This window comes from Shewanella sp. ZOR0012 (assembly GCF_000798835.1).
Lineage (GTDB): Bacteria > Pseudomonadota > Gammaproteobacteria > Enterobacterales > Shewanellaceae > Shewanella > Shewanella xiamenensis.
The window spans coordinates 3,491,557-3,514,030 of the sequence record NZ_JTLE01000094.1; the positions used below are offsets into that span (position 1 = coordinate 3,491,557).

A 22,474-nucleotide genomic window follows, 5' to 3' on the forward strand; every position below is an offset into this window, starting at 1 on the left:
GGGTATCACTGATTTAACACTACTTGATTACGGCCAGCTTCTTTCGCTTGATATAAAGCTAAATCGGCTCGTTTTATTAAATCCTCTGCCGGTTCAAGCTTTTGATATTCTGCAACACCAATACTGACAGTGATAGCAATATGTACTCCATTGACCTTCAACTCGCGCTGAGAAATCGAATCACGGAAACGTTCCGCCAACTCTGCCGCATGGCTTAAATCCATCTCTGGCAATAACACCAAAAACTCTTCCCCACCCCAACGGCAAAGTATATCTTGCTGTTTTAGCTGGCTACGTAGCAAGTTAGTGACCGTTTTGAGCACTAAATCACCAATACTATGACCATAGCTATCATTCACTTTTTTAAAGTGGTCGATATCGACAAGGAGAACTGAAATAGGAGTTTGCGACAAATTAGCTTTGTCTAATGCCTGATGGAAATACTCTTCAAAGACTTGTCGATTAGCTGCACCAGTGAGTTTGTCAGTTGATGCCATAACCTCAAGTTTGCGCTGATAGCGCCCTAAGGTCATGTTTGAAATAAACAAAATACCTATGGTCACGACCAAACTTAGGGCTAAGTTCCCCCAAAAGGTATTAAGCAGTTCTTGTTCTTGCGGAGCATCTTCTTGCTCAACAATTAAATACCACTTGAACTCAGGCACTAATCGACTGTTTAAGTAGACCGTTTTACCGTTGCGCTGATAGCTAAATGCGGCGCTTGGGCTAGTTAAAATGCGCGTTGATAGTTGCTCCAAGCCAGTGCTGGCTTGCAGTGAATTAGCGCCATCATATTCATCACCATGGAGAGTGACATTACCCTGTCTATCGGTGAAAAAAACCCGACGGTTATAACGCTTTTGATAGAGTTCAATCAGCGCCTTGACCTTTTCAACTGCAAGGCCAACGCCAGTAACCCCCATAAACTTACCTTCAAAATCAAAAACTTTATAGTTAACAAATACGGTTGTTTTAGTGCGATCAGCGGTATCAGCATCGATATTAATTTCATAATGTTCTGATTCTGGTAACGAACGGACACGAAAATACCAAGCATCATTAGGCTCAATATCTTGGATTTTCTTTAACACCCCCGATGAGTGGTAGTAGTTGCGACTCTGTTCTGAAACAAAAAAGCTGGTGACAGTATCGTACTTATCCTGGATTTCTTTCAGATAACGGATCAGCTTTTCAGGTTCTTGCTCATGGTTTAATGTCCAATCACGCACAAAGGTATCCTGTGCCATAAGGGAGGAAATAAAGATCGGACGTAGTAGATCTTGTTGAATTTCTGAATAAATATTATCGCTTGTTAAAGGTAAAGTATTACTTTCAATTTGCTGACTCAAAGAGTCATGGGCCACTTTATAGCTAATACCACTGGTCACTAAAAAGGCAACTAGCAACAACACAGAAAGTAGCCAAATAAACTTCTTTTTATCATTCCAAACGTGATTGCCCATTTCCAACTCCAACAGCAGTAGGCTTATTATTTTGTAGTAGCGTGGTGAGTTACCTAAATGTTAACGCAATCCCTCAATGACCGCACAATATTTCCGCTATATGAATGTTCTTCGACGAAATAACATTATTCGAGGTAAAAAAATGCCCCGTTGGGGAAACGAGGCAAACAAGCGAACCAACAAAATGGGAGAAAAGCGCAAGCAAACGTTAAAGGACAAGAGCTCTCCGTCACTGTGCACACTTTATCAATCCAAGATGACAGAAAAATGACGTCCAAATTGTTTAACACTTGCAGCCCATTTCCAGCATTATGCTTCTAAATACTGTTTTAAAGCTTCACCAGGAATAGAACTGTCTGTTGCGACTGCAAAAGCCGCCCAAACAGCACCTTCAGACATTGCTTGAGTGATAGATTTGCCAGCACAGAGTCCATGAATAAGCCCAGCAGCATAGGCATCCCCTGCACCCGTGGTGTCGACAACCTCAGCAGGCACCGCAGGCACATGCTGCACATCATCTTGGGTATAAACCTTCGCGCCACGGACACCATCAGTCACCACAAAATAACGTAATGATTCACCACCAATGCCTACACCGTAATCCCAAGAGGCGACATCACATCGTCCATGCATATCACTCATAGAAGCAAGTAGTACATGGCAAGGGCGTGGTCTATCATCCTTGGCAAGTTGGGCGATCACAAGGCAATGATCCAGTGCAGTTTTAGCCCAACTTACTGTCCCTTCCGCTGATGTATTAAAATACAACGCATCCCAATGCTGCCATTTTGGTGGAACCGATAACTCAAAAACTGGCCGCTGCGGGCGGATAATGGTGCGCTCACCGTCAGGAGTCATCACCAGCAGCATCTCACAGGTATTCCCTGCGCGGCGCTGCACTAAACGACAATCAAGCCCTTGGGTACTCGCCTCGGCGATAGCCCAATCCCCCATTTCATCCCTACCCACTTGGCTGACTAATGCAACTCTATGACCTGCCCAAACAAGTCCAAGCCCCGTATTCGCCCCACCGCCGCCTAGCCGTTGACCGCCATCTTGATAATGAAAGCGACCACCGGTTTTTAAAGGTTTATCAAGGATTAACACACGGTCACAGTTAAGGTTGGCCACCAGCAAAATATTTGCCATGACAAGGCTCCATTGAAAGAGAATACCACGCCCAACCGGGACACGTTTGGGGCTAAAAGAGCCCCAATCTAGACCAAAATGCGAGGTGGCACAATCTGAGTATCTAATACCTATTATTCATCAAATGTCAGCTTAAACGGGCTTTTGTTGTAAGACCTTGACCATAATCAAATTCAGCAACACCACACATTCAGGCTAAACAGTTAAAGACGATGTTCGATTAAGAACATGATAAATAATATGAATAATCTTGAAAAACGTAAGCTTTACTCATGAAAACATAAAAATATCACCAAGATTCAAGCGACCCTTAAATTAGAAAAAGGTTAAACTTGGTGCCAAGGATAAAGACGAAAGGAATTCGTATGTTAATAGGCTGGCTGCATGAAGATATGGGTAGCGAAGAACAATTACGCCGTTATCGGCAATGCGTAGAGGAATTTAATCTGCTGAATTTTCATGATGTTTATGTAGCAAAAATCCAACATGAATATCGATTACTACAAACCTTGTTTGAAGAGCAGTCGATTCAACAAAGTGAGCCTGACTGCTCTGAAAAATAACACGAGAATTAATCAACCGCCTTAAATGGCGAAAGTGATGCAAACTTGACCTCAAGTTGCCAATCCTGAATAACCATCTCCGACGGTTGCCAACTGTCATCAACCCATTCGTAAAGTAGGCCAGGATCTTCCTCAGCATTCACCAATAAACGACGGCCATCTTTTAAAACAATCGTATAATCAAGCCCCTGCGCATCCACACTTTCAATATCCCCCAAGACTTTGTGGTGAATGCTTGCAATTGCCCCAGTAGCCTTAACTGCTTCAGTTTTATTCGCTCCGCTGTAAAGTCTTAATACCTCATTGGTAGCGGGTTTATGAAATAAAAACTCTTCAGTCACGCCCACAACGATCGACGGATCAAGCTCATACCAAGCGGGTATCCATAATGCGTTCATTGCCATCCCGTTATATCCTGCATAATAATTTTACGGACGTGAACATTCTGCCCTAACCTTAGCCGATAAAATACTGTCCAAAGATAAAATAATTTTATCCTTGCGCAATCCAGTAAACCACAATTCCCTTATCAAATGCTGATAAAACTAGCTGAACAAGCCCGCTCTTAACCAAAACGGCTTATCTCTAAACCACTGGGTACAAACCCATTTTTGCCCCGCTGTTACCTCACAGCTACGGTGCAATGAGGAAGGAATGGGTTTGCCTGCTTTATCCGTGTTGTCAAAAACCAAAATAGCGGCAGTCTCAGGTTTGACTTGTATATAAGGTGCCTTGAACTCCGTTTCGCCTCCGTCAAAATCATCATTAAGATACAAAATAGCCGTTTTTGACCTTTGGCCAAAACGTGCCAATTCGGCTTCAATTTCAGCCGTATATGCATGTATTGCATCATAATGCCATTGATAGAACTGGCCAGGCTCGTACCGAAGTACAACTATGGGTTCCGCAAACGCCAACTTAACCCCTGCAAACTTGGCAATGACTCTTTCAACACAAGCCATTGCAAGATTGTCATTAGGGATCGGTGTGGGGTAATGCATGTTGTTGCGGATACCACTTTCGACACTCCCCTTTCCCTGATGTCCATACACAGTAATAGGCCGCAAATGGGGCAATGAACACCTCTTAATATCGTCTAATAAATTCACTGGGAGTTGTGAGTGGGACAGCGTTGCCGATTGCAGTTGCTTCCCGGCTGAAGTCGGCCTGCGCTCAAAAGCCAATAGCGCAGCAAACACACTGATCGCATCAGCGTGGCGGGGCGTAATCGTTTTTAGCCAAGGTACGAAATAACAAAATTGTGCTTTAACCTCTTGCGCTTGCAGAGGATCTTCCATCAAAACATAGGACCCCCAGAACGATTTTAAACTCGCCAGTTCCTCTAACACCCACTCAGCACTGAAAAACAAAGCGATGGCCAGCTCTCTTTCAGAAACCATGCTACGCATGCAGTGAACTAACCAAAAACGCACAAAATCAGCCGACTCAGTTGCCAACTTAAGTACTAACGCCTCTGGCAAACGATTGAAATAACGCTCTTCTAATAATTGAACAAATAACTGCTGCATATAAAGACCTATTCACAACTCAACCCTACTATGCTCATTAAAACTGAATCGAATCTGCGAAGAAACATTTTATTTACAATTGATCGTTTTATCGTCTTTTGTCTCTATCAATCTTGAGTACAAAAATACAATCCTAGTTTCATCTCAGGCTTGGTTTCTGTTAGCTTGAAAACTCAGATAAATAACTGCCACATTTTGTTGGTAAAGTGATCCGATAACCAACCGTGACGTATTGAGCCTGACAACCCATGGCAACAACAATGGCACCCGCTTGCCCTATGGAGAAATCGAACATGCCTGTTTTGCAAACACTCAAACTTACGGGTGATAATGAAACGCTAAAACGTCAAGCGCTTAAGCACTACTTCAACCAAACTTGGGCGCGCTATGAGTCGCTCTTCGAGTTGATAAAACACGACCGTGCCTATTATTCAAAAGCCGAGCCTTTACGCCATCCGCTGATTTTTTACTTTGGCCACACCGCGACCTTCTACATCAATAAGCTCAAACTGGGCAAATATCTTGAGGAGAGAGTCAACGATCATTTTGAGTCGATGTTTGCTATTGGTGTTGACGAGATGTCTTGGGACGATCTCAATGAAACCCACTACCAATGGCCGACGGTCACCGAGGTAAAAGACTATCGAGACAAGGTAAATCGCGTTGTTAACCAATTAATTGATACTATGCCTATCACCTTGCCTATCACTCAGGACAGCCCTGCTTGGGTCATTTTGATGGGGATTGAGCATGAACGTATCCATTTAGAAACCTCATCAGTCATTATCCGTCAGTTGCCTTTAGAAGAAGTATCCCCAAGTGCTCACTGGCCTGAGTGCCAAGACTATGGAACGATAGACGCTAACCAGCTGATTGCTGTGGCGGGCAAAAAAATCACTTTAGGTAAAAAAGAGCAAGATGAAACCTACGGCTGGGACAACGAATACGGCAATAAGAGCTTTAAAGTGGCAGACTTTAAAGCCTCAAAATATCTAGTAAGTAATCAAGAATATTTAAGCTTTGTTGAAGCCGGAGGCTATCAATCGCCCGAGTTTTGGAATGAAGAAGGTCGTGCATGGCTGGCTTACACTCAAGCCCAGATGCCACGTTTTTGGCACCGATATGAGGGCAAATGGTGGCAACGAAATCTTACCAGCGAAATTCCACTTCCCCTTAATTGGCCAGTTGAAGTCAATCAACTCGAAGCTAAAGCGTTTTGTTATTGGAAAGCGCGCCAGACTCAAAGCAACATCCGCCTTCTGACTGAGGCGGAATGGTATATTTTACGAGAAAATATTCCAACCGATGCCCCCGACTGGCAAGAAGTACCAGGGAATATCTCGCTGGCCTACTACGCTTCCTCTTGTCCGGTAAATCGCTTTAAACATAATGAATTTTACGACATTGTCGGTAATGTCTGGCAATGGACCGAAACTGCTATCGATGGTTTTAATGGCTTTGCAGTGCATCCACTCTACGATGATTTTTCAACGCCAACTTTCGATGGTAAACATAACCTGATTAAAGGGGGCTCTTGGATCTCGACGGGCAATGAAGCCATTGCAGCCTCTCGCTACGCGTTTCGCCGTCACTTCTACCAACATGCCGGATTTCGTTATGTGGAGTCCCTGCAAAACCCAGAGCAAATGGCCGAGGTTAATGTGTACGAAACCGATGAACTGATTTCTCAATATTTAGAATTCCATTATGGCGCTCAATATTTTGGCGTCCCGAATTTCTGCGTTAATGGCGTTCAACAGGCGTTAAACGAAATCCAACTTGAGCATACCGCGAAGGCATTAGACATCGGCTGTTCGGTGGGCCGAGCCAGCTTTGAGTTAGCTAAAGTGTTCGACCATGTTGACGGTATCGATTTTTCGGCTCGTTTTATTCAACAAGCCTACGCGCTGACTGAACAAGGCGAAAAACGCTATACCATCCGCACCGAGGGCGATTTACAAGAGTTTAAGAGTGTCAGCCTTGCTAAACTGGGCTACCAGGAAGAAGCCAAAAAAGTCAACTTCATGCAAGGTGATGCCTGTAATCTTAAGCCGATCTACACAGGTTACGACTTAGTTTATGCCTCAAACCTTATCGACAGGTTGAACGATCCCAAACATTTCCTCACCAGTATTGGCCAACGCATTAACCAAGGTGGCTACCTAGTGATTGCATCACCTTATACTTGGCTTGAGGATTACACACCAAAAGAGAAATGGCTCGGAGGCATCAAAGTAAAAGGGGAAAACTTCACCACTTTAGATGGGTTGACCGAAACCTTGATCGGCCAATTTGAGCTAGTCGCGGTTAAGGAAATCCCCTTTGTTATCCGTGAGACTAAACGCAAGTTCCAACATTCCCTCTCAGAAATGACGATCTGGCGTAAACGATAACCGAAAACATTTAGGAAAAAATCCGCCAGAGAATCACTTCTGGCGGATGCATAACAGACAGCTCTGTGACATTCGCGGCCCCAATGGCAAGGATCTGCTTTTGATCTTGCTTACCGATAACCAAGTTGATTTACTAACCCAATAAACTCTCTGTCCTGGAAGCGGCTAGGCTTATCACAGCACTGTATTCCTCTACTAGGGCGTGTTGATATTTCAGTAGAATAACTAGACATCATTCCTCGTTTCGCGAGCACGTGCTTGCCAGAATGAACAAAATCTAATCTCGAAACGTCAACACGCCCTAATACCAATGGCATTAAACATCTGTTCATTCAGCGCAAGTTCAAAGTGCTTTAGGCAAGTCGAAGCATAATGGAGCTCTATCAGAAGTCTTTAACCTAATATAAAGTACCTCATCCAGCCATCACCTGCACTATGGTTGCTAAGCCAGATTATTTTATTAGGTATGCCAGCACCAACGAGTAATAACATAGAATAACTTAGAAAGTTTATGCACTTACACCCAAAACAAATCCTGTGTGCACAAAATCCTATTTATTAAGCAGCTACAGAGTAAAAAATCATATTGACGACAGAATTAAAATAACTTTGAATTGCATACATATTCATAAAACATAAAGTAATTGGAGCACGGGATGGAACGAATTGAGCAAGTAGCAGTAGCCAAAAAAGCCAATATCTACTTTGAGGGTAAGGTCGCTAGCCGCAGTGTATTTTTCAGTGACGGTAGTAAACAAACCCTAGGCGTAGTGCTTCCAGGAGAATACGAGTTTTCCACCTCTCAAGGGGAAATCATGCAGGTTACCAGCGGCAGTTTCGAGGTGTTACTACCAAATAACACAACCTGGCAAACCTTTAGCGAAGGCAGCCAGTTTGAGCTTGCGGCCAATGTCAGCTTTAAAATTCGCAATAGCGACATAGCAGAATATTGCTGCAGCTATCTATAGCGTTCAAGTCGATGGAATGCTTAGTCAACTGAGCATTCCGCTGTTTACACAATACATCTGTATAAAAACCAACCACTAGACGACTGGTCTAATTTGCTATAGACTCCTGCGCCATGAAAACAGAAACCCAATCAACCCGTCAGCATATTCTCGACGTCGGTTACTCGCTGATCGTTAAGCAAGGCTTTTCGTGTCTAGGGTTAGCCCAATTACTCAAGACCGCCCAAGTACCAAAAGGCTCGTTTTACCATTACTTTGAATCCAAAGAGCAATTCGGTGAGGCACTGTTAACCAGTTATTTTGAGCAATACCAAACAGAGCTTGATAGCTTATTTGCCAACCCACAGCTCTCAGGCTTTGATCGCCAAATGCAATACTGGCAAAGATGGTTGCAGGTGCAACAGGACGGTTGTATCGATCAAAAATGCCTAGTCGTTAAGTTAAGTGCTGAGGTGGCCGATCTCTCTGATGCTATGCGCCTTGTGCTTTTAAAGGGGTCGGCTGGCATCATTGAGCGCTTAACCCAGTGCATTCAAGTGGGGATTACCGATAAATCCATCTGTGAACAGGATGCTCAGGCAACAGCAGAGTTGTTGTATCACATGTGGCTCGGCGCCAGTTTGATGAATAAACTCGGCCACAGCCGCGCAGCTTTAGAGCGCGCCCTTGCAATGACCGAATCTATTTTAAAGACCAAAACCATGGGTTAATGCCAGCAACACTGGCACACCAATTAATCAGCAACCCGTTAATGAACAATGAAATATCGCCTCGTCGGCTTGATTTATCATTTAGTAGCCAAACCAATATAGACGACTGGTCTACTAAATTCATTTTCCAACCATAGGACAAATAGCAGTATGTTTAATTTCACCTACTACAATCCAACTCGTATTCATTTTGGTAAAAATACCATAGCTGAAATCGACACCTTAGTGCCTAGCAATGCCAGAGTGATGGTGCTATTTGGCGGCAGCAGCGCCAAACGAACAGGTACCTTAGCTGAAGTAAAACAAGCGCTTGGAAATCGTTTTGTGGTCGAATTTGAGGGGATCGAACCCAATCCAACCTACGAAACTCTGATGCAAGCGGTCGCGCAAGTACGTGAATTACATATTGACTTCTTACTCGCCGTTGGTGGCGGTTCGGTCATCGATGGCACTAAGTTTGTTGCCGCGGCTGCGGTATTTGAAGGCGAGCCTTGGGATATTCTCACGAGCTGGGGCACCAAGGTGACCAAAGCCATGCCATTTGGCTCGGTATTAACCCTACCGGCCACAGGTTCAGAGATGAACAATGCCAGTGTGGTGACCCGTAAATCTTTGAAAGCAAAGCTGCCATTCCGTAACGATTTAGTGTATCCACAATTCTCCATCCTCGATCCCACCAAAACCTTTACCCTACCGGAAAGACAAGTGGCGAACGGTGTTGTCGATGCGTTTGTGCATATCACCGAGCAATATCTCACTTACCCAGTCAATGCCGCGGTACAGGACAGATTTGCCGAAGGTTTACTGCAAATTTTGATTGAATTAGGCCCGCAAGCACTCACAAAGCCTGAAGATTACGATATCCGTGCTAACTTGATGTGGGTCGCGACTATGGCACTCAATGGCACGATTGCCACAGGCGTTCCGCATGATTGGGCAACTCACATGATTGGCCATGAGCTCACCGCACTCTATGATATTGACCATGCCCGTACCTTAGCCATTGTATTGCCAGCACTATTACGCTGCACAAAAACGGCTAAGCGTGAAAAATTACTGCAATTTGCAGACAGAGTATGGCATATCACCACAGGCTCCGAAGACGAACGAATCGAGGCCGCGATTGCGAAAACCCAAGCATTTTTCGAAGCCATGGGCATTGCAACGCACTTATCTGGCTATGATTTAGGTAAAGAAGCTGTCGATGCGGTTGTTGCTCAACTCGAGAAACATGGCATGGTTGCTTTAGGTGAACATGGCAATATTGATCCCGCCATGAGCCGCGATATTTTAACCCTCGCCTTATAGTTCAATCTCACATCTCTGCAATCCCATGCTGCCGTGAGACTTTACACTATCAACGCACCATAATGGTGCGTTGATATTCCCTCAAACGGGGCAAAGGGTACTCACACTTAGGGGCATCAAGTTTTAAAGAAATATTTGTAATGGCGTTAGCGACATCAATCAGTCACACCTTGTCATCTTGTAAACCCGTTTATCGCCGATAAATCCTCATTACTGATGCACAAACACCATGATTTTTGATGAAAAAACGACTACTCTTGGATAATCTTATCTTACTGATAAAAGGATTTTTGCATGCGTTTCTTTACTCTCATCAGCTTAGTGCTGCTTAGCTTATTCGCGCAGGCAACAGTATATAAGTGGGTCGATAAGGACGGTAAAGTTCATTATTCCGATGAGCCACATCCAAATGCTGAGATTGTTGAATTAAAAGAAAAAACGCTAAACCAAATTACTCTTCCCCCCGTAAACCCTGATACAAATGACTCGCAAGCCATTGAACAAACCAAATACCAAGTCGTCATAACTTCCCCTGAAGAAGAGGAAACCGTCAGGGATAATAATGGCGATTTCCAAGTCACAGCCACAGTAACCCCTGAAATCAAGAGCCAATATCTCATGGCCCTTAAACTCGATGGCAAAACCATCGGCCAACCCCAAATCGGCGGCACATTTCAGTTAAGCAACATCGACAGAGGTGAACATACCATTGTTGTCGATGCGATGACTCAAAACGGCAAAGTCTTTGCATCTAGCTCTCCAAGAAAGATATTTCTTCATCAAGCGGCGATGACTCCAGCACCTAAAAAGCAGCCAAGATCCAATTAAATGGTTTAATAATAAATAGTTAGGTTGTCACTAACAGATTAAACCGTTTGATGAAGCCGAGTTGCAGCATGCACCAAATCGGTGCAACATAAGGGTGCAACCCTATTTTCAGGAACGGTAGATGGATAAAGAGACTCTGCTCAATCATTTAGTGACCGCGGTACTGGTCATCGATAAGGATCTTAAGCCTTGTTATGCCAACGCCGCTGCAGAGCAACTGTTAGGTGTCGGTAGCCACAGGCTGGTCGAACAAGCATTACCCGAGCATTATCAAGCGCTCGGTGTCGAGGCTCAGCTCCTTAGCGATGCGGTAAAAGCTGGGCAAAGTCTCACCGTTAACACCGCGACGTTAGTCACCTTAGATGCCCAGCATCACACCGTCGATCTGACACTGATCCCGCTCGAGGATGAAGCACAGCTGAGCCTGCTTGAACTTAGGCAAGTCGATCAACAACGACGTATCCACCAGCAACTTAGCCAAGATGCACAGCAGCAGGCGGCACAATTCTTAGTGCGTAACTTAGCCCATGAGATTAAAAACCCCTTAGGCGGCTTGCGTGGTGCAGCGCAATTGCTCTCGCGGGAACTCGACGATCCCGCGCAAAAGGAATTTACCAATCTCATCATCGAACAAGCTGATCGGCTGCGTAGCTTAGTCGATAGGCTACTTGGCCCGCAGCGCCCCACTCAACATAGCCTGCATAACATTCATCAAGTGGTGCAAAAAGTATATAAACTGGTGGAAATCGCACTGCCAGCCAATATCCAGTTGAAGCGGGATTATGATCCCTCGATCCCCGATATCGAGATGGACCCAGATCAAATGCAGCAAGCGGTGTTGAATATATTGCAGAATGCGGTGCAAGCCCTCGAGTATACCGGCGGTGAAATCCTGATCCGCACCCGCACGCAACATCAGGTCACCATTGGCTCGCAGCGCCACAAGCTCGTACTGACCCTGTCTATTATCGACAATGGCCCAGGTATACCACCAGAGCTGATGGACACGTTGTTTTATCCCATGGTCACCAGTCGCGAACAGGGCTCGGGGCTGGGTCTATCGATTGCCCACAACATTGCCAGATTACACTCGGGCAGGATTGATTGCGTCTCCAGCCCAGGACATACAGAATTTATTATCTCGCTACCGATTTTAAGTGCCAAATAATCAAGCAAAACCAACACATACCGTATGAGGAAGCAAAATGCGAATCAGTGAACAAGTGTGGATCCTCGACGATGACAGCTCAATACGTTGGGTGCTCGAAAAAGCGCTCCAAGGCGCTAAACTTAGCACCGCCAGCTTTGCTGCAGCAGAATCACTCTGGCAAGCATTAGAAATCTCCCAACCACGGGTCATCGTCTCGGATATTCGTATGCCGGGCACCGATGGCTTATCCCTGCTTGAAAGACTGCAAATCCACTATCCGCATATTCCCGTTATCATCATGACGGCGCATTCGGACTTAGACAGTGCAGTGAGTGCCTATCAGGCTGGGGCGTTCGAGTATTTACCTAAACCCTTTGATATTGATGAGGCGATTTCACTCGTTGAGCGCGCGCTGACCCATGCAACAGAGCAAAGTCCAACGCCAGTTGCGCAGGAAACTCAAGTCAAAACCCCCGAAATTATCGGTGAAGCCCCCGCGATGCAGGAAGTGTTTCGTGCCATTGGTAGGTTGTCGCGCTCTTCAATCAGCGTGCTGATCAATGGCCAATCAGGCACAGGTAAAGAGCTAGTTGCAGGCGCACTGCATAAGCACAGTCCGCGCAAGGATAAACCTTTTATCGCCTTGAATATGGCGGCGATTCCCAAGGATTTAATCGAATCAGAACTGTTTGGCCACGAAAAAGGCGCCTTTACTGGTGCGGCTAACGTGCGTCAAGGGCGCTTTGAGCAAGCTAACGGCGGCACCCTGTTTTTAGATGAAATCGGCGATATGCCGCTAGACGTGCAAACCCGTTTGCTACGGGTTCTCGCCGATGGACAGTTTTATCGAGTCGGCGGCCACAGTGCTGTACAAGTGGATGTGCGCATCATTGCTGCCACCCACCAAGACCTAGAACAATTAGTCCTAAAAGGCGGATTTAGGGAAGACTTATTCCACCGCCTCAATGTGATTCGTATCCATTTGCCACCGCTGTCACAACGCCGTGAGGATATTCCTCAGCTTGCTAGCCACTTTTTAGCCTCCGCCGCCAAGGAGATTGGTGTCGAAGCCAAAATCCTCACCAAGGAGACCGCCGCTAAGCTATCGCAATTGCCATGGCCGGGCAACGTTAGACAACTCGAGAACACTTGTCGCTGGCTCACCGTCATGGCCTCAGGACAAGAAATCCTGCCCCAAGACTTGCCGCCCGAGTTACTTAAGGAACCTACCAGTATTAATCCAATGGCGAAAGGCAGCCAAGATTGGCAATCGGCACTCACCGAGTGGATCGACCAAAAACTGTCTGAGGGAAATAGCGATTTATTAACCGAAGTACAGCCTGCCTTTGAGCGCATATTACTCGAAACCGCATTGAGACATACACAAGGGCATAAACAAGAAGCGGCAAAACGTTTAGGCTGGGGCAGAAATACTTTAACGCGAAAACTGAAAGAATTGTCTATGGATTAACCATCCATTTAAAAGCAAAAAAGGGATATCACTATCCCTTTTTTATTATTTAGATTAAATCTAAATAATTAGAACTGGTAATGCACACCAATCGCCAGTTGTTTAATATCGGTATCGATATCTTTCACATTTAAATAATTGTGGTCAGCGTCTAAATCACCGCTAGTAACATCGTAACTCAAGCGAACATTTAAATGCTCTGTCACAGCAGCGTTAATACCAACACCGTAGGTCCAGCCATAGCCTGTGAAATCTTCATCAAAACCAAAACCGTCAATATTCATAGCCATAGATGCAACACCGACCTTTGCATAAGCTGAGAACATATCATTGATTTGCATAGTAAACTTAGGTGTAAAAGTAAGTGCACCCGCAGAAATATCGACATCCTTATCGCCTAAATCGCCAGTTGCAAATAAATTCGCCTCTAAACCAAACCATTCGTTAAAGTTGTAACCACCGTATACACCGAAACCTGTCCCTGTTTCTCCATCATCAAGCACATCAACAGTCACGCGATTTAGTGCACCACCCACATAAAAACCTGTGGTGTCAGCTGCCGCTACAGCTTGGCCTGTCACTAATACTGCTAGTAAAGAACCCGCAACTAAAGATAGTTTTTTCATTACATTTCCCTAATGAGTTAACCTAAGTAGTAAACGCCGCGAATAATATAACAAACACAAAATAAGAGTAATAGTTTGTAAAGGCTAAATACACTTTATACAGAAAGCATTCAGCTTTAAATAAAACGAGCATGTATGAAAAGAGACTTAAGCATTAACTAACGACTCGCAATACATTCATAATCGCGAAATAACACCAACGAATAAGGGAACGACGTTTTCGCTCATCGAGGCATTCACTAATCATGACTTTTCCCGATAGTGCACAAATTACCCGGCTGCGCCACATTAATAATGGCCAAACATGTAGTCGATACTCCCGCTGCGCAATATTGAACGGAATAATTCTCGGCCAATAATATAAGGATTGACGCAGGATAAGCTCGCTCCAAACGCCCATAGGAAGATTCACTAGATTATGATCAGAGAGGTTTGAGTCAAGTCCCCCGCTCGCGCTGGGGACATGCTCGGCAATCAACTCAAAGCGAGTCGACAATCGATGATAACGGCAGATGAGCCGCGTATTAGCATCAAACAGGTGAGACTGCCGCTGCATCCATGGCATAACCACTCCTTTGGTATGTCAATAATCGCTTTAGTGTTTTACCGCGGTTATTGAGTCATTGGCTCCACTTGTACGGGATCTTGGTGAATAATCACCTCGGCATCTTCAAAGGCGGCCTTTACCCTAAGCCCTGTGGTATCGGCAATACTGTGGGCCTCGTTTAGGCTTAAATGGCCGTCTAACTCCAAATGGAATTGAATAAAAATGGTTTTACCTGCTTGGCGCGTCCGTAAATCATGAAGCCCTAATACTCTTGGATCTTCCTTAGCAATTTGTTTTATCCGCTGGCGGGTTTCTTCATCTAACTCACGATCTAACAATGCTTGAATCGAGCGGTAACCTAAATCAAAAGCCTGCCGGCCTATGTAACAGGCAATCAGTACTGCAAATAGACCATCCGCCCACCACCAGCCATATTGAGACAATATGAGTGCTAAAAGCACTGCGGCATTGAGAAATAAATCTGACTTATAGTGCAACGAATCGGCTTCAACCACAGTGCTATTCGTTGCCGCTAGCGCCCGTTTTTGCAGCAAAACTAAGGCGAGTGTCAGCACAATTGCGACTACAGAAACCACTACGCCTAAGGTGGCATTTTCAACGGGTGAAGGATTTAGCAAACGTTCGCCGCCATAAAATAGCAACAGAAATGCCGAACCCATAATAAAAGCCGATTGCGCTAGCGAGGCTAATGGCTCAGCTTTACCGTGGCCATATCTGTGGTCATGATCTGCGGGAACGAGAGCATAGCGAATGGCAATAAAATTGATAATCGAAGCGAGTGCATCGGCGAATGAATCCGTCAAGGATGCCAACATACTGGCAGAACCGGAATACAACCAAGCTAACAGTTTGATTGTGATAAGGGTCAAAGCAGTAGCCACGGAAGCGCGACTAGCTAATTTGACCCAAAAATCGTATTGGGAAGTTTCAGTCATAGGGGTCTATATCGGGAAGCTATGACCCTATTGTATATCAGCTTACAAGCTTAACTGCGAGGTTCTTTAGCAGCGTGTGCTTCAAATCGCGCTTTAAACTTAGCTTGTTGCTCGGGCGTCAGCAGATTGTAAATTTGATTCTGCATCTTCATCCTTTCAATCGCTTGCGTTAGACGTTTTTCCTGCTGAGCACTCAGCAGTGCCTTAGCTTGCGCCTCATCGAAGGTGGCCGAGGTGATCAACCCATGCATTTCAGTTCGGTGCGCTAAACGCTCTTCCTTCGAAGGTCTATCATCACTACGTGCTGCACGTTGCTCAGCAAACAGTTTTTTAATGTCTGCTTTTTGTGCATCAGTTAAGTCTAATCCTTCGAACATTCTATGCATGCCATCATGCTCCATGCGATCGCCACGTTTATGAAACTCACCACGAGAATGATCACAGCCTTGGCTAGGCTCAGCACTCACTGCTGTCGCCAATACTGCGGAGCTTGCTAAGATGGCAAATAGACCTGCTTTTAAAGGAGATAATGTTTTCATCATATTAACCTCAATAATTCAACTTCATGTTGTAAAGATAAGAAATAGTGACGACCCTTTTAAAAGCCGAATCACTTTCGACGATAACAGTCTAAAGCCTCATATGTAAGTGAGGTCGTGACCTGAGTAAATCAGTGTAAAGTTGCGCCAATAACCATACCCGAACCACCTTAAGGAGCAGAAACTCGACTCTGGAACTCGCTTAGGTAAAACAGATTCTCTATTCTTTACTTTGGCTTACATTGCTACACAGCAATTGACATCAAAAGGGGTATACTCAGGCAAAGTACTAAAAGTGCCTGCGATTTACTGAGCCCATGCCGGTTTGCAGCACCCGTTCACCCAGATTAAGGAACACTATGAGTCGGATATTATTAATCGATGATGATCTCGGTTTATCAGAACTCCTTGGACAATTACTCGAACTCGAAGGGTTTAAACTCACGTTAGCCTACGATGGCAAGCAAGGCCTAGAACTGGCCCTTGCAGGGGATTACGATCTGATCTTACTCGATGTGATGTTACCTAAATTAAACGGTTTTGAAGTGCTGCGCGCCCTGCGCCAACACAAGCAAACTCCAGTGCTGATGCTCACCGCCAGAGGTGATGAAATTGACCGAGTGGTAGGGCTTGAGATCGGTGCCGATGACTATTTACCTAAGCCCTTCAATGACAGGGAGCTTATCGCCCGTATTCGCGCCATTATTCGCCGCTCACACTTAACCGCCCAAGAAATTCACGCCACCCCGGCGCAGGAGTTTGGTGATTTACGCTTAGATCCCTCACGCCAAGAAGCCTACTGCAATGAGCAACTGATCATCCTCACGGGCACAGAATTTACTCTGCTGCACACCTTAGCGCTCCATGCTGGCGAGTTGATGAATAAAGAAGAGCTCAATGAAATTGTGCTGGGTAAAAAATTGATGCCATTCGATCGCAGCCTAGACATGCACCTCTCGAATCTACGTAAAAAACTTCCCGAGCGCAGCGATGGCAGGCCCAGGGTGAAAACCATTCGTGGCAAAGGTTATATCTGGTTACCATAACGGCGGGAACAACTGTGCCTAATCGCTTATTTATCAAATTACTGCTCGGATTTTGGCTCTGTAGTTCGTTGATTATTGCCTTAGTCGGGCTGTTGCCTTTGTTGCAACAAAATCACGACCGCGCTCCAATACCGCCCCACCTGCAAAAAGTACTGGCGACCGTAGCGCAGCGCATTCAAGAAAATCCAACTCTGCTTAAGTCCGATTTTCTGCGCCGCTGGGAGAGGCATCGAGATATGGAAGGCAAACCACTGCGGCTGTATCTCACCAATAGCCAAGGCCAAGTGATTAACACCAATAGAATCAGCCGTGGTGTACGCAGTTTTATGCTGATGGCCGATGAAGAAAAACAGCCAATTAGCCACCAATTTAAAGATGAATTAGTATTTGGCCCACACCAATTTACTCTGGAGGGAGAAACCTATTTTCTCTATGGTCGACTGCCAGATATTCATCCTCGGCCCTGGTTCTTCTTCTTTATCGAAAACAAACTACTCACCCTCAGTTTGGCCATACTGCTGTCGGGATTACTCTGCGCCCTACTCGCTTGGCATTTGGGTAAGCCACTCAGTTCACTCAAGAAAAGTGCAGATGCCCTCGCAGAAGGTGATCTCAGCAATCGGGTGGATAAAGCAACCACCCAACGTAACGATGAAATCGGCCAACTCGCCACTGCATTTAACAGCATGGCGGACTCGATTGAGGCCATGGTCAAAAATCAACAACGTTTGATGGGTGATATTTCCCACGAACTGCGCACCCCACTGACCCGCCTGCAATTGTCACTGGCACTGGCCCGCAAGAAAGGCCAGCAGACCACTGAAACCGACCGCATTGCCTACGAGGCCGAGCAATTAGAACAACTGATTGCCGAGCTGCTGGAGCTATCGCGGGTCAAACTTAGCACCAATGAGACTAAGGTACGCCTTGGCTTAGCCGAGTCGCTAAGCCAAGTATTGGACGATGCCGAATTTGAAGCCGATCAACAGGGCAAAAAGATCACTATCGATATCGATGAAGCCATCGAACTCAGCCATTACCCCAAATCCCTGTCTCGCGCGATAGAAAACCTGCTGCGCAACGCGATTCGTTATGCCCAGAGCGATATTCACCTGCGCGCGAGCCAAGCCAGCGGCCAAGTACAGATCACAATTAAAGACGATGGTCCGGGGATAGATCCTGCTGAACTTGAAGCGATTTTTAAACCCTTCTATCGCCCCGATTCGGCAAGACAGCGGGAAAGTGGGGGCTGGGGCCTAGGACTCGCCATTACCGAAGCCGCCATTAGCGCCCATAAAGGTAAAATCAGAGCCGAGAATCGTCAGCCACACGGCCTTGAAGTCAATATCAGTTTACCGACCTAAAAACATAAGCCCCGCTAACACCGTCAGCGGGGCTTATATTATCAACAGTCAACTACCGTTAGTCCTTAATACCGAGCTGTTTTAATTTGCGATACAAGGCATTACGACTAATCCCCAAACGCTTAGCACATTGGCTCACATTGCCCTCGCAGGCGCGGTAAGCCTGCAACACGTTCAGATTTATGGTTCCATGGAGCGAGTCGATGGTGGCGGAGCTAGACTCGGCCAGTTCGTGCGGATGCGCCGTGGTTTCGGCTTCAACAACCTCAGTTAAGGTGTGCGGCTCAAACGCCAGATCCATTAGCTTTTGAGCAAGGTAATCGGGGAGATGATTGATCTCGAGTACAACCTCACCTTCGGCCATTAAACACGCCACCTGCATTAGGTTATCCAGCTCCCTTAGATTGCCGGGCCAATCGTAACGCATCAGCTGCGCCAATAATTCAGCACACAGGGTTTGTGGGCCGCTGCGGTGACGGCGGTGTAATTTATGGATGATGCGCTCAATATCCTGCCGCTCACGCAGCGCAGGCAAGCGCACCTGCAATCCATTCAGGCGATAAAACAAATCCTGACGGAACAATCCCTGCGACACCAGCGACTCTAAATCCATATGGGTCGCGGCGATGATCTGAATATCGACCTTAACACTTTGATTACTGCCGACAGGAACGACCTCACGCTCCTGCAGCACCCGGAGTAACCGGCTTTGCGCCGCCAGCGGCATCTCGCCAATTTCATCGAGGAACAAAAAACCACCGTGGGCTTGGCGGATCTTACCGATAAAACCAGTTCGATTAGCGCCAGTAAAAGCCCCTGCCTGATAGCCAAATAACTCAGACTCAACTAACTCCGCGGGCAAGGCGGCGCAATTCACCGCCACTAACGGCTGCGCCCGGCGCGAGCTCTGGGCATGGAGCTTTTTGACAAACTGCTCTTTACCCACCCCAGTTTCACCGAGCACCAGCAAAGGGATTTGTTTAGTGATGACTTTATTCGCTTGCTGCCAAGCCCGCTCAAGCAAAGGATCGCGAAACCTTACTCCCAATTGACTCTGCGGCTTATCTTGAATCGTCTTCGCACTTTTGGTCTGCGTAGCACCCAACGCCTGAGTCTGTAAGTGCAGGGCCAAATCCCGATTGAAGCCCCCCGCTCGCGCCCAGCTATCTCCCAAATGCAGCTCTAGGCTATCGCCCAGCTTGGCTTGACTCAGCAATTGTTTTGCCATGGGATTACAACCCACAATTCGCCCATCACTGTCAGCGATCACTATGCCTTGCCAGCCAGAACTTAATAAACTCGGCTCGGCGGCTAAATCAATCCGATAATGGCTATCGGGCAGATGACACAGCAGCGCCGTTTCGACCTGCTGCGCCAGACTCGACACTAACATTAAGGTCTGCTGTGAATGCCGCTGTTGCTCACTGGTGATATCGAGCACTCCGAGCATCTCGCCTTGGGGTGAAAAAATCGGGCAAGCAGTACAACTCATAAAACGATTTTGGCGGATAAAATGCTGCTCGCCAACCACTGAAACCGCCTGCTTAGCCGTGAGCGCCGTCCCTATGGCATTGGTGCCTTTATACTGTTCAAGCCAGTTAACCCCAATATCAAGCGCTACATCCGCTAACTTACTGGAATAGCGGCTCACACCCCAATGTTTCAGCACATAACCGTCGGCATCGGAGAGCAATAATCGACTATTGGAGTGCGCCATCAGTTGATTAAACAGCGGTAAGGCATGGGATTGTACTAATTCGATGAGTTGCTGATATTGCTCATGTTTATGTTTGAGTTCAGCGCGCGTGAGCCTGAGATCCTCACCAGCACGAAACTCTGATAAGCCAGCACCTAAGCTGCGCTGCCATGAATCGGCTAACCATGCCTGTGTGGTTGGGAAATGCGGTTTTACTGTCATAGCCATGCTCCCCGAGCGCTGTTCCATTTCGGCACACCTATGGTGTGTCGTTGGATGACAAAATGACCACAGGGCACCTTTCCTTCCGTGAATGCCCCTATTGTTTGGGATCTGCAAAATTAGCTTTTCATCATACTGTTAGCTCAACAAGTGTACAACTCCTGCCAGTTTGGCACTGTCCTTGCGATATCCGTTTATACGCAGTACTCAAGTGTTGCGTAAGAGAACACCAACTTAATCAACAACTTTGTCAGTCAACTCGATTGGCAAAGGATAAAAATAACAACAGTGCTAAAACCTATTTCAACAAGACCCTTTGCTGAGACGCTGCACATTTAGCGTATTCGGCAGTCACAGAAGGAAAACACTATGATCTATGCTCAACCTGGAACCGCTGGTGCCATCGTTAACTTTAAGGAAAAATACGCCAACTTTATCGGTGGTAAATGGGTCGCCCCAGTCAACGGCGAATACTTCGATAATCGCTCCCCCGTTAATGGTCAAAACTTCTGTAAAATTCCCCGCTCCGACTACCGCGATATCGAACTGGCGCTCGATGCCGCCCACGCCGCTAAGGACGCTTGGGGAAAAACCTCGGTCACCGAGCGTGCGAATTTACTGCTGCGTATCGCCGATCGCGTTGAGCAAAATCTCGAATACTTAGCCGTTGCCGAAACCTGGGAAAACGGCAAAGCGGTGCGTGAAACTCTCAACGCCGACTTGCCTCTGTTTGTAGACCATTTCCGTTACTTCGCTGGCTGCATTCGAGCACAGGAAGGCAGTGCTGCTGATATTGATGGCAACACCGTCAGCTATCACTTCCCTGAACCTTTAGGTGTCGTCGGGCAAATCATTCCGTGGAACTTCCCGCTGTTGATGGCGGCATGGAAAATCGCCCCTGCGCTCGCCGCAGGTAACTGTGTGGTGCTCAAACCCGCCGAGCAAACGCCCGTCTCTATCCTTGTGCTGCTCGAACTGATTGAAGATCTGCTGCCGCCCGGCATCCTTAACGTCGTCAACGGTTTTGGCGCCGAAGCGGGCCAAGCCCTCGCCACCAGCAAACGTATCGCTAAACTGGCCTTTACTGGCTCCACCGAAGTCGGTTACCACATCTTAAAATGTGCCGCCGAATCACTGATCCCATCGACCGTCGAACTCGGCGGTAAATCGCCTAACCTGTATTTCGCCGATGTGATGGACCACGAAGACGAGTATTTAGATAAGGCCGTCGAAGGTATGTTGCTGGCCTTCTTCAACCAAGGCGAAGTCTGTACTTGCCCATCAAGGGTGCTGATCCAAGAGTCGATTTACGATCGCTTTATCGAAAAAGTGCTCGCCCGTGCGCAAACCATCAAGCAGGGCAACCCGCTGGATACTGCAACCCAAGTGGGCGCACAGGCCTCCCAAGAACAGTTCGATAAGATCTTAAGCTATCTCGCGATCGGTAAAGATGAAGGCGCGCAGGTGCTCTTAGGTGGCTCACTCTGCCAACTCGAGGGCGAGCAAAGTAAAGGCTATTACATCAGCCCAACGATCATGAAAGGCCATAATAAGATGCGGATTTTCCAAGAGGAAATCTTCGGTCCGGTTATTTCGGTCACCACCTTCAAGGATGAAGCCGAAGCTTTGGCAATCGCCAATGACACTGAATATGGCCTAGGCGCAGGTGTGTGGACACGGGATATGAACCGTGCCCAACGTATGGGTCGCGGCATTCAGGCTGGTCGTGTTTGGATAAACTGCTACCACGCCTACCCTGCCCATGCAGCCTTTGGCGGTTATAAAAAATCAGGCATCGGCCGTGAAACCCACAAGATGATGCTCAATCACTATCAAAACACCAAAAACCTCTTGGTGAGTTACGATATCAATCCGCTCGGGTTCTTCTAACCGAGCAGAAACCTTGCCTTGATAACAAGAAAGGGCCATTGGCCCTTTCTTTATTT

20 protein-coding genes are annotated in these 22,474 nt (G+C 46.6%); 11 read left to right on the forward strand and 9 right to left on the reverse strand.

What is annotated here, in order from left to right; translation table 11 throughout:
• Positions 1–5: 5 nt before the first annotated feature.
• Together L976_RS16910 and L976_RS16915 are read right to left on the reverse strand one after the other, a co-directional pair.
• Positions 6–1,463: a sensor domain-containing diguanylate cyclase gene (locus L976_RS16910; RefSeq protein WP_047538607.1), complete on the reverse strand. Its 1,458-nt coding sequence runs from the start codon at positions 1,461–1,463 to the stop codon at positions 6–8.
• A gap of 309 nt (positions 1,464–1,772) precedes the next feature.
• Entirely contained in the window at positions 1,773–2,612 is an 840-nt protein-coding gene (locus L976_RS16915; RefSeq protein ID WP_047538609.1) for a PfkB family carbohydrate kinase, read from the reverse strand.
• Between the two features lie 365 nt (positions 2,613–2,977).
• Between L976_RS16915 and L976_RS16920 the strand changes: the two genes are divergently transcribed.
• Complete coding sequence (locus L976_RS16920) at positions 2,978–3,175, forward strand: hypothetical protein (protein WP_047538612.1); 198 nt, start codon at positions 2,978–2,980, stop codon at positions 3,173–3,175.
• 8 nt (positions 3,176–3,183) lie between these two features.
• Here L976_RS16920 and L976_RS16925 read toward each other — a convergent pair whose 3' ends face one another.
• Both L976_RS16925 and L976_RS16930 read right to left on the reverse strand, forming a co-directional pair.
• Positions 3,184–3,579, reverse strand: a complete 396-nt coding sequence (locus L976_RS16925; RefSeq protein ID WP_037423116.1) for a hypothetical protein — start codon at positions 3,577–3,579, stop codon at positions 3,184–3,186.
• Between the two features lie 141 nt (positions 3,580–3,720).
• Positions 3,721–4,704 carry a prolyl hydroxylase family protein gene (locus L976_RS16930; RefSeq protein ID WP_047538615.1) on the reverse strand — a complete coding sequence of 328 codons (984 nt, stop codon included), beginning with the start codon at positions 4,702–4,704 and terminating at the stop codon, positions 3,721–3,723.
• Positions 4,705–4,997: 293 nt separating this feature from the next.
• Here L976_RS16930 and ovoA point away from each other — a divergent pair, with 293 nt between their 5' ends.
• The 7 genes from ovoA to glnG all read left to right on the forward strand — a co-directional run bounded on the left by ovoA (position 4,998) and on the right by glnG (position 13,532).
• Positions 4,998–7,097 carry a 5-histidylcysteine sulfoxide synthase gene (gene ovoA / locus L976_RS16935; RefSeq protein WP_156143197.1) on the forward strand — a complete coding sequence of 700 codons (2,100 nt, stop codon included), beginning with the start codon at positions 4,998–5,000 and terminating at the stop codon, positions 7,095–7,097.
• 656 nt (positions 7,098–7,753) lie between these two features.
• Positions 7,754–8,065, forward strand: coding sequence for a pyrimidine/purine nucleoside phosphorylase (gene ppnP / locus L976_RS16940; protein ID WP_047538618.1), 312 nt, complete (start codon positions 7,754–7,756; stop codon positions 8,063–8,065).
• A gap of 113 nt (positions 8,066–8,178) precedes the next feature.
• Positions 8,179–8,775 carry a TetR/AcrR family transcriptional regulator gene (locus L976_RS16945; protein ID WP_047538620.1) on the forward strand — a complete coding sequence of 199 codons (597 nt, stop codon included), beginning with the start codon at positions 8,179–8,181 and terminating at the stop codon, positions 8,773–8,775.
• Positions 8,776–8,925: 150 nt separating this feature from the next.
• Positions 8,926–10,083: an iron-containing alcohol dehydrogenase gene (locus tag L976_RS16950; protein ID WP_037425092.1), complete on the forward strand. Its 1,158-nt coding sequence runs from the start codon at positions 8,926–8,928 to the stop codon at positions 10,081–10,083.
• 294 nt (positions 10,084–10,377) lie between these two features.
• On the forward strand, positions 10,378–10,911 hold the full coding sequence (locus L976_RS16955) for a DUF4124 domain-containing protein (RefSeq protein ID WP_047538623.1): 534 nt from the start codon (positions 10,378–10,380) through the stop codon (positions 10,909–10,911).
• A 121-nt stretch (positions 10,912–11,032) separates the two neighbouring features.
• A complete protein-coding gene (gene glnL, locus L976_RS16960) occupies positions 11,033–12,079 on the forward strand; it encodes a nitrogen regulation protein NR(II) (RefSeq protein WP_047538626.1) in 1,047 nt (348 codons plus the stop codon).
• Positions 12,080–12,116: 37 nt separating this feature from the next.
• Positions 12,117–13,532, forward strand: coding sequence for a nitrogen regulation protein NR(I) (glnG, locus tag L976_RS16965; protein ID WP_047538629.1), 1,416 nt, complete (start codon positions 12,117–12,119; stop codon positions 13,530–13,532).
• Positions 13,533–13,600: 68 nt separating this feature from the next.
• On the opposite strand, the gene L976_RS16970 is transcribed toward glnG, so the two are convergent.
• The 4 genes from L976_RS16970 to L976_RS16980 all read right to left on the reverse strand — a co-directional run bounded on the left by L976_RS16970 (position 13,601) and on the right by L976_RS16980 (position 16,200).
• Positions 13,601–14,158 carry a porin family protein gene (locus tag L976_RS16970; protein WP_047538633.1) on the reverse strand — a complete coding sequence of 186 codons (558 nt, stop codon included), beginning with the start codon at positions 14,156–14,158 and terminating at the stop codon, positions 13,601–13,603.
• Between the two features lie 154 nt (positions 14,159–14,312).
• Positions 14,313–14,723, reverse strand: a complete 411-nt coding sequence (locus L976_RS22915) for a hypothetical protein (RefSeq protein WP_081990927.1) — start codon at positions 14,721–14,723, stop codon at positions 14,313–14,315.
• Between the two features lie 47 nt (positions 14,724–14,770).
• Positions 14,771–15,661, reverse strand: a complete 891-nt coding sequence (gene fieF / locus L976_RS16975; RefSeq protein WP_047538636.1) for a cation efflux pump FieF — start codon at positions 15,659–15,661, stop codon at positions 14,771–14,773.
• Between the two features lie 50 nt (positions 15,662–15,711).
• Positions 15,712–16,200, reverse strand: a complete 489-nt coding sequence (locus L976_RS16980) for a Spy/CpxP family protein refolding chaperone (RefSeq protein WP_052184077.1) — start codon at positions 16,198–16,200, stop codon at positions 15,712–15,714.
• Positions 16,201–16,559: 359 nt separating this feature from the next.
• Here L976_RS16980 and L976_RS16985 point away from each other — a divergent pair, with 359 nt between their 5' ends.
• Both L976_RS16985 and L976_RS16990 read left to right on the forward strand, forming a co-directional pair.
• A complete protein-coding gene (locus tag L976_RS16985; RefSeq protein WP_011621060.1) occupies positions 16,560–17,246 on the forward strand; it encodes a response regulator in 687 nt (228 codons plus the stop codon).
• 14 nt (positions 17,247–17,260) lie between these two features.
• Complete coding sequence (locus tag L976_RS16990) at positions 17,261–18,610, forward strand: ATP-binding protein (protein ID WP_047538644.1); 1,350 nt, start codon at positions 17,261–17,263, stop codon at positions 18,608–18,610.
• A 58-nt stretch (positions 18,611–18,668) separates the two neighbouring features.
• On the opposite strand, the gene L976_RS16995 is transcribed toward L976_RS16990, so the two are convergent.
• The gene (locus L976_RS16995) at positions 18,669–20,528 is read right to left on the reverse strand and encodes a sigma-54-dependent Fis family transcriptional regulator (RefSeq protein ID WP_047540656.1); all 1,860 of its coding nucleotides are present in this window, start codon (positions 20,526–20,528) and stop codon (positions 18,669–18,671) included.
• 369 nt (positions 20,529–20,897) lie between these two features.
• On the opposite strand from L976_RS16995, the gene exaC reads away from it, so the two are divergent.
• The gene (exaC, locus tag L976_RS17000; protein ID WP_047538646.1) at positions 20,898–22,418 is read left to right on the forward strand and encodes an acetaldehyde dehydrogenase ExaC; all 1,521 of its coding nucleotides are present in this window, start codon (positions 20,898–20,900) and stop codon (positions 22,416–22,418) included.
• Positions 22,419–22,474 lie beyond the last annotated feature (56 nt).

Coding starts and splice junctions, on each gene's coding strand:
- L976_RS16920 (WP_047538612.1), top strand. CDS start 2,978: ATGTTAATAGGCTGGCTGCATGAAGATATGGGTAGCGAAGAACAATTA.
- ovoA (WP_156143197.1), top strand. CDS start 4,998: ATGCCTGTTTTGCAAACACTCAAACTTACGGGTGATAATGAAACGCTA.
- glnL (WP_047538626.1), top strand. CDS start 11,033: ATGGATAAAGAGACTCTGCTCAATCATTTAGTGACCGCGGTACTGGTC.
- L976_RS16985 (WP_011621060.1), top strand. CDS start 16,560: ATGAGTCGGATATTATTAATCGATGATGATCTCGGTTTATCAGAACTC.
- fieF (WP_047538636.1), bottom strand. CDS start 15,661: ATGACTGAAACTTCCCAATACGATTTTTGGGTCAAATTAGCTAGTCGC.
- L976_RS16910 (WP_047538607.1), bottom strand. CDS start 1,463: ATGGGCAATCACGTTTGGAATGATAAAAAGAAGTTTATTTGGCTACTT.
- glnG (WP_047538629.1), top strand. CDS start 12,117: ATGCGAATCAGTGAACAAGTGTGGATCCTCGACGATGACAGCTCAATA.
- L976_RS22915 (WP_081990927.1), bottom strand. CDS start 14,723: ATGCCATGGATGCAGCGGCAGTCTCACCTGTTTGATGCTAATACGCGG.
- L976_RS16915 (WP_047538609.1), bottom strand. CDS start 2,612: ATGGCAAATATTTTGCTGGTGGCCAACCTTAACTGTGACCGTGTGTTA.
- L976_RS16945 (WP_047538620.1), top strand. CDS start 8,179: ATGAAAACAGAAACCCAATCAACCCGTCAGCATATTCTCGACGTCGGT.
- L976_RS16970 (WP_047538633.1), bottom strand. CDS start 14,158: ATGAAAAAACTATCTTTAGTTGCGGGTTCTTTACTAGCAGTATTAGTG.
- L976_RS16925 (WP_037423116.1), bottom strand. CDS start 3,579: ATGGCAATGAACGCATTATGGATACCCGCTTGGTATGAGCTTGATCCG.
- L976_RS16930 (WP_047538615.1), bottom strand. CDS start 4,704: ATGCAGCAGTTATTTGTTCAATTATTAGAAGAGCGTTATTTCAATCGT.
- exaC (WP_047538646.1), top strand. CDS start 20,898: ATGATCTATGCTCAACCTGGAACCGCTGGTGCCATCGTTAACTTTAAG.
- L976_RS16980 (WP_052184077.1), bottom strand. CDS start 16,200: ATGAAAACATTATCTCCTTTAAAAGCAGGTCTATTTGCCATCTTAGCA.
- ppnP (WP_047538618.1), top strand. CDS start 7,754: ATGGAACGAATTGAGCAAGTAGCAGTAGCCAAAAAAGCCAATATCTAC.
- L976_RS16955 (WP_047538623.1), top strand. CDS start 10,378: ATGCGTTTCTTTACTCTCATCAGCTTAGTGCTGCTTAGCTTATTCGCG.
- L976_RS16995 (WP_047540656.1), bottom strand. CDS start 20,528: ATGACAGTAAAACCGCATTTCCCAACCACACAGGCATGGTTAGCCGAT.
- L976_RS16950 (WP_037425092.1), top strand. CDS start 8,926: ATGTTTAATTTCACCTACTACAATCCAACTCGTATTCATTTTGGTAAA.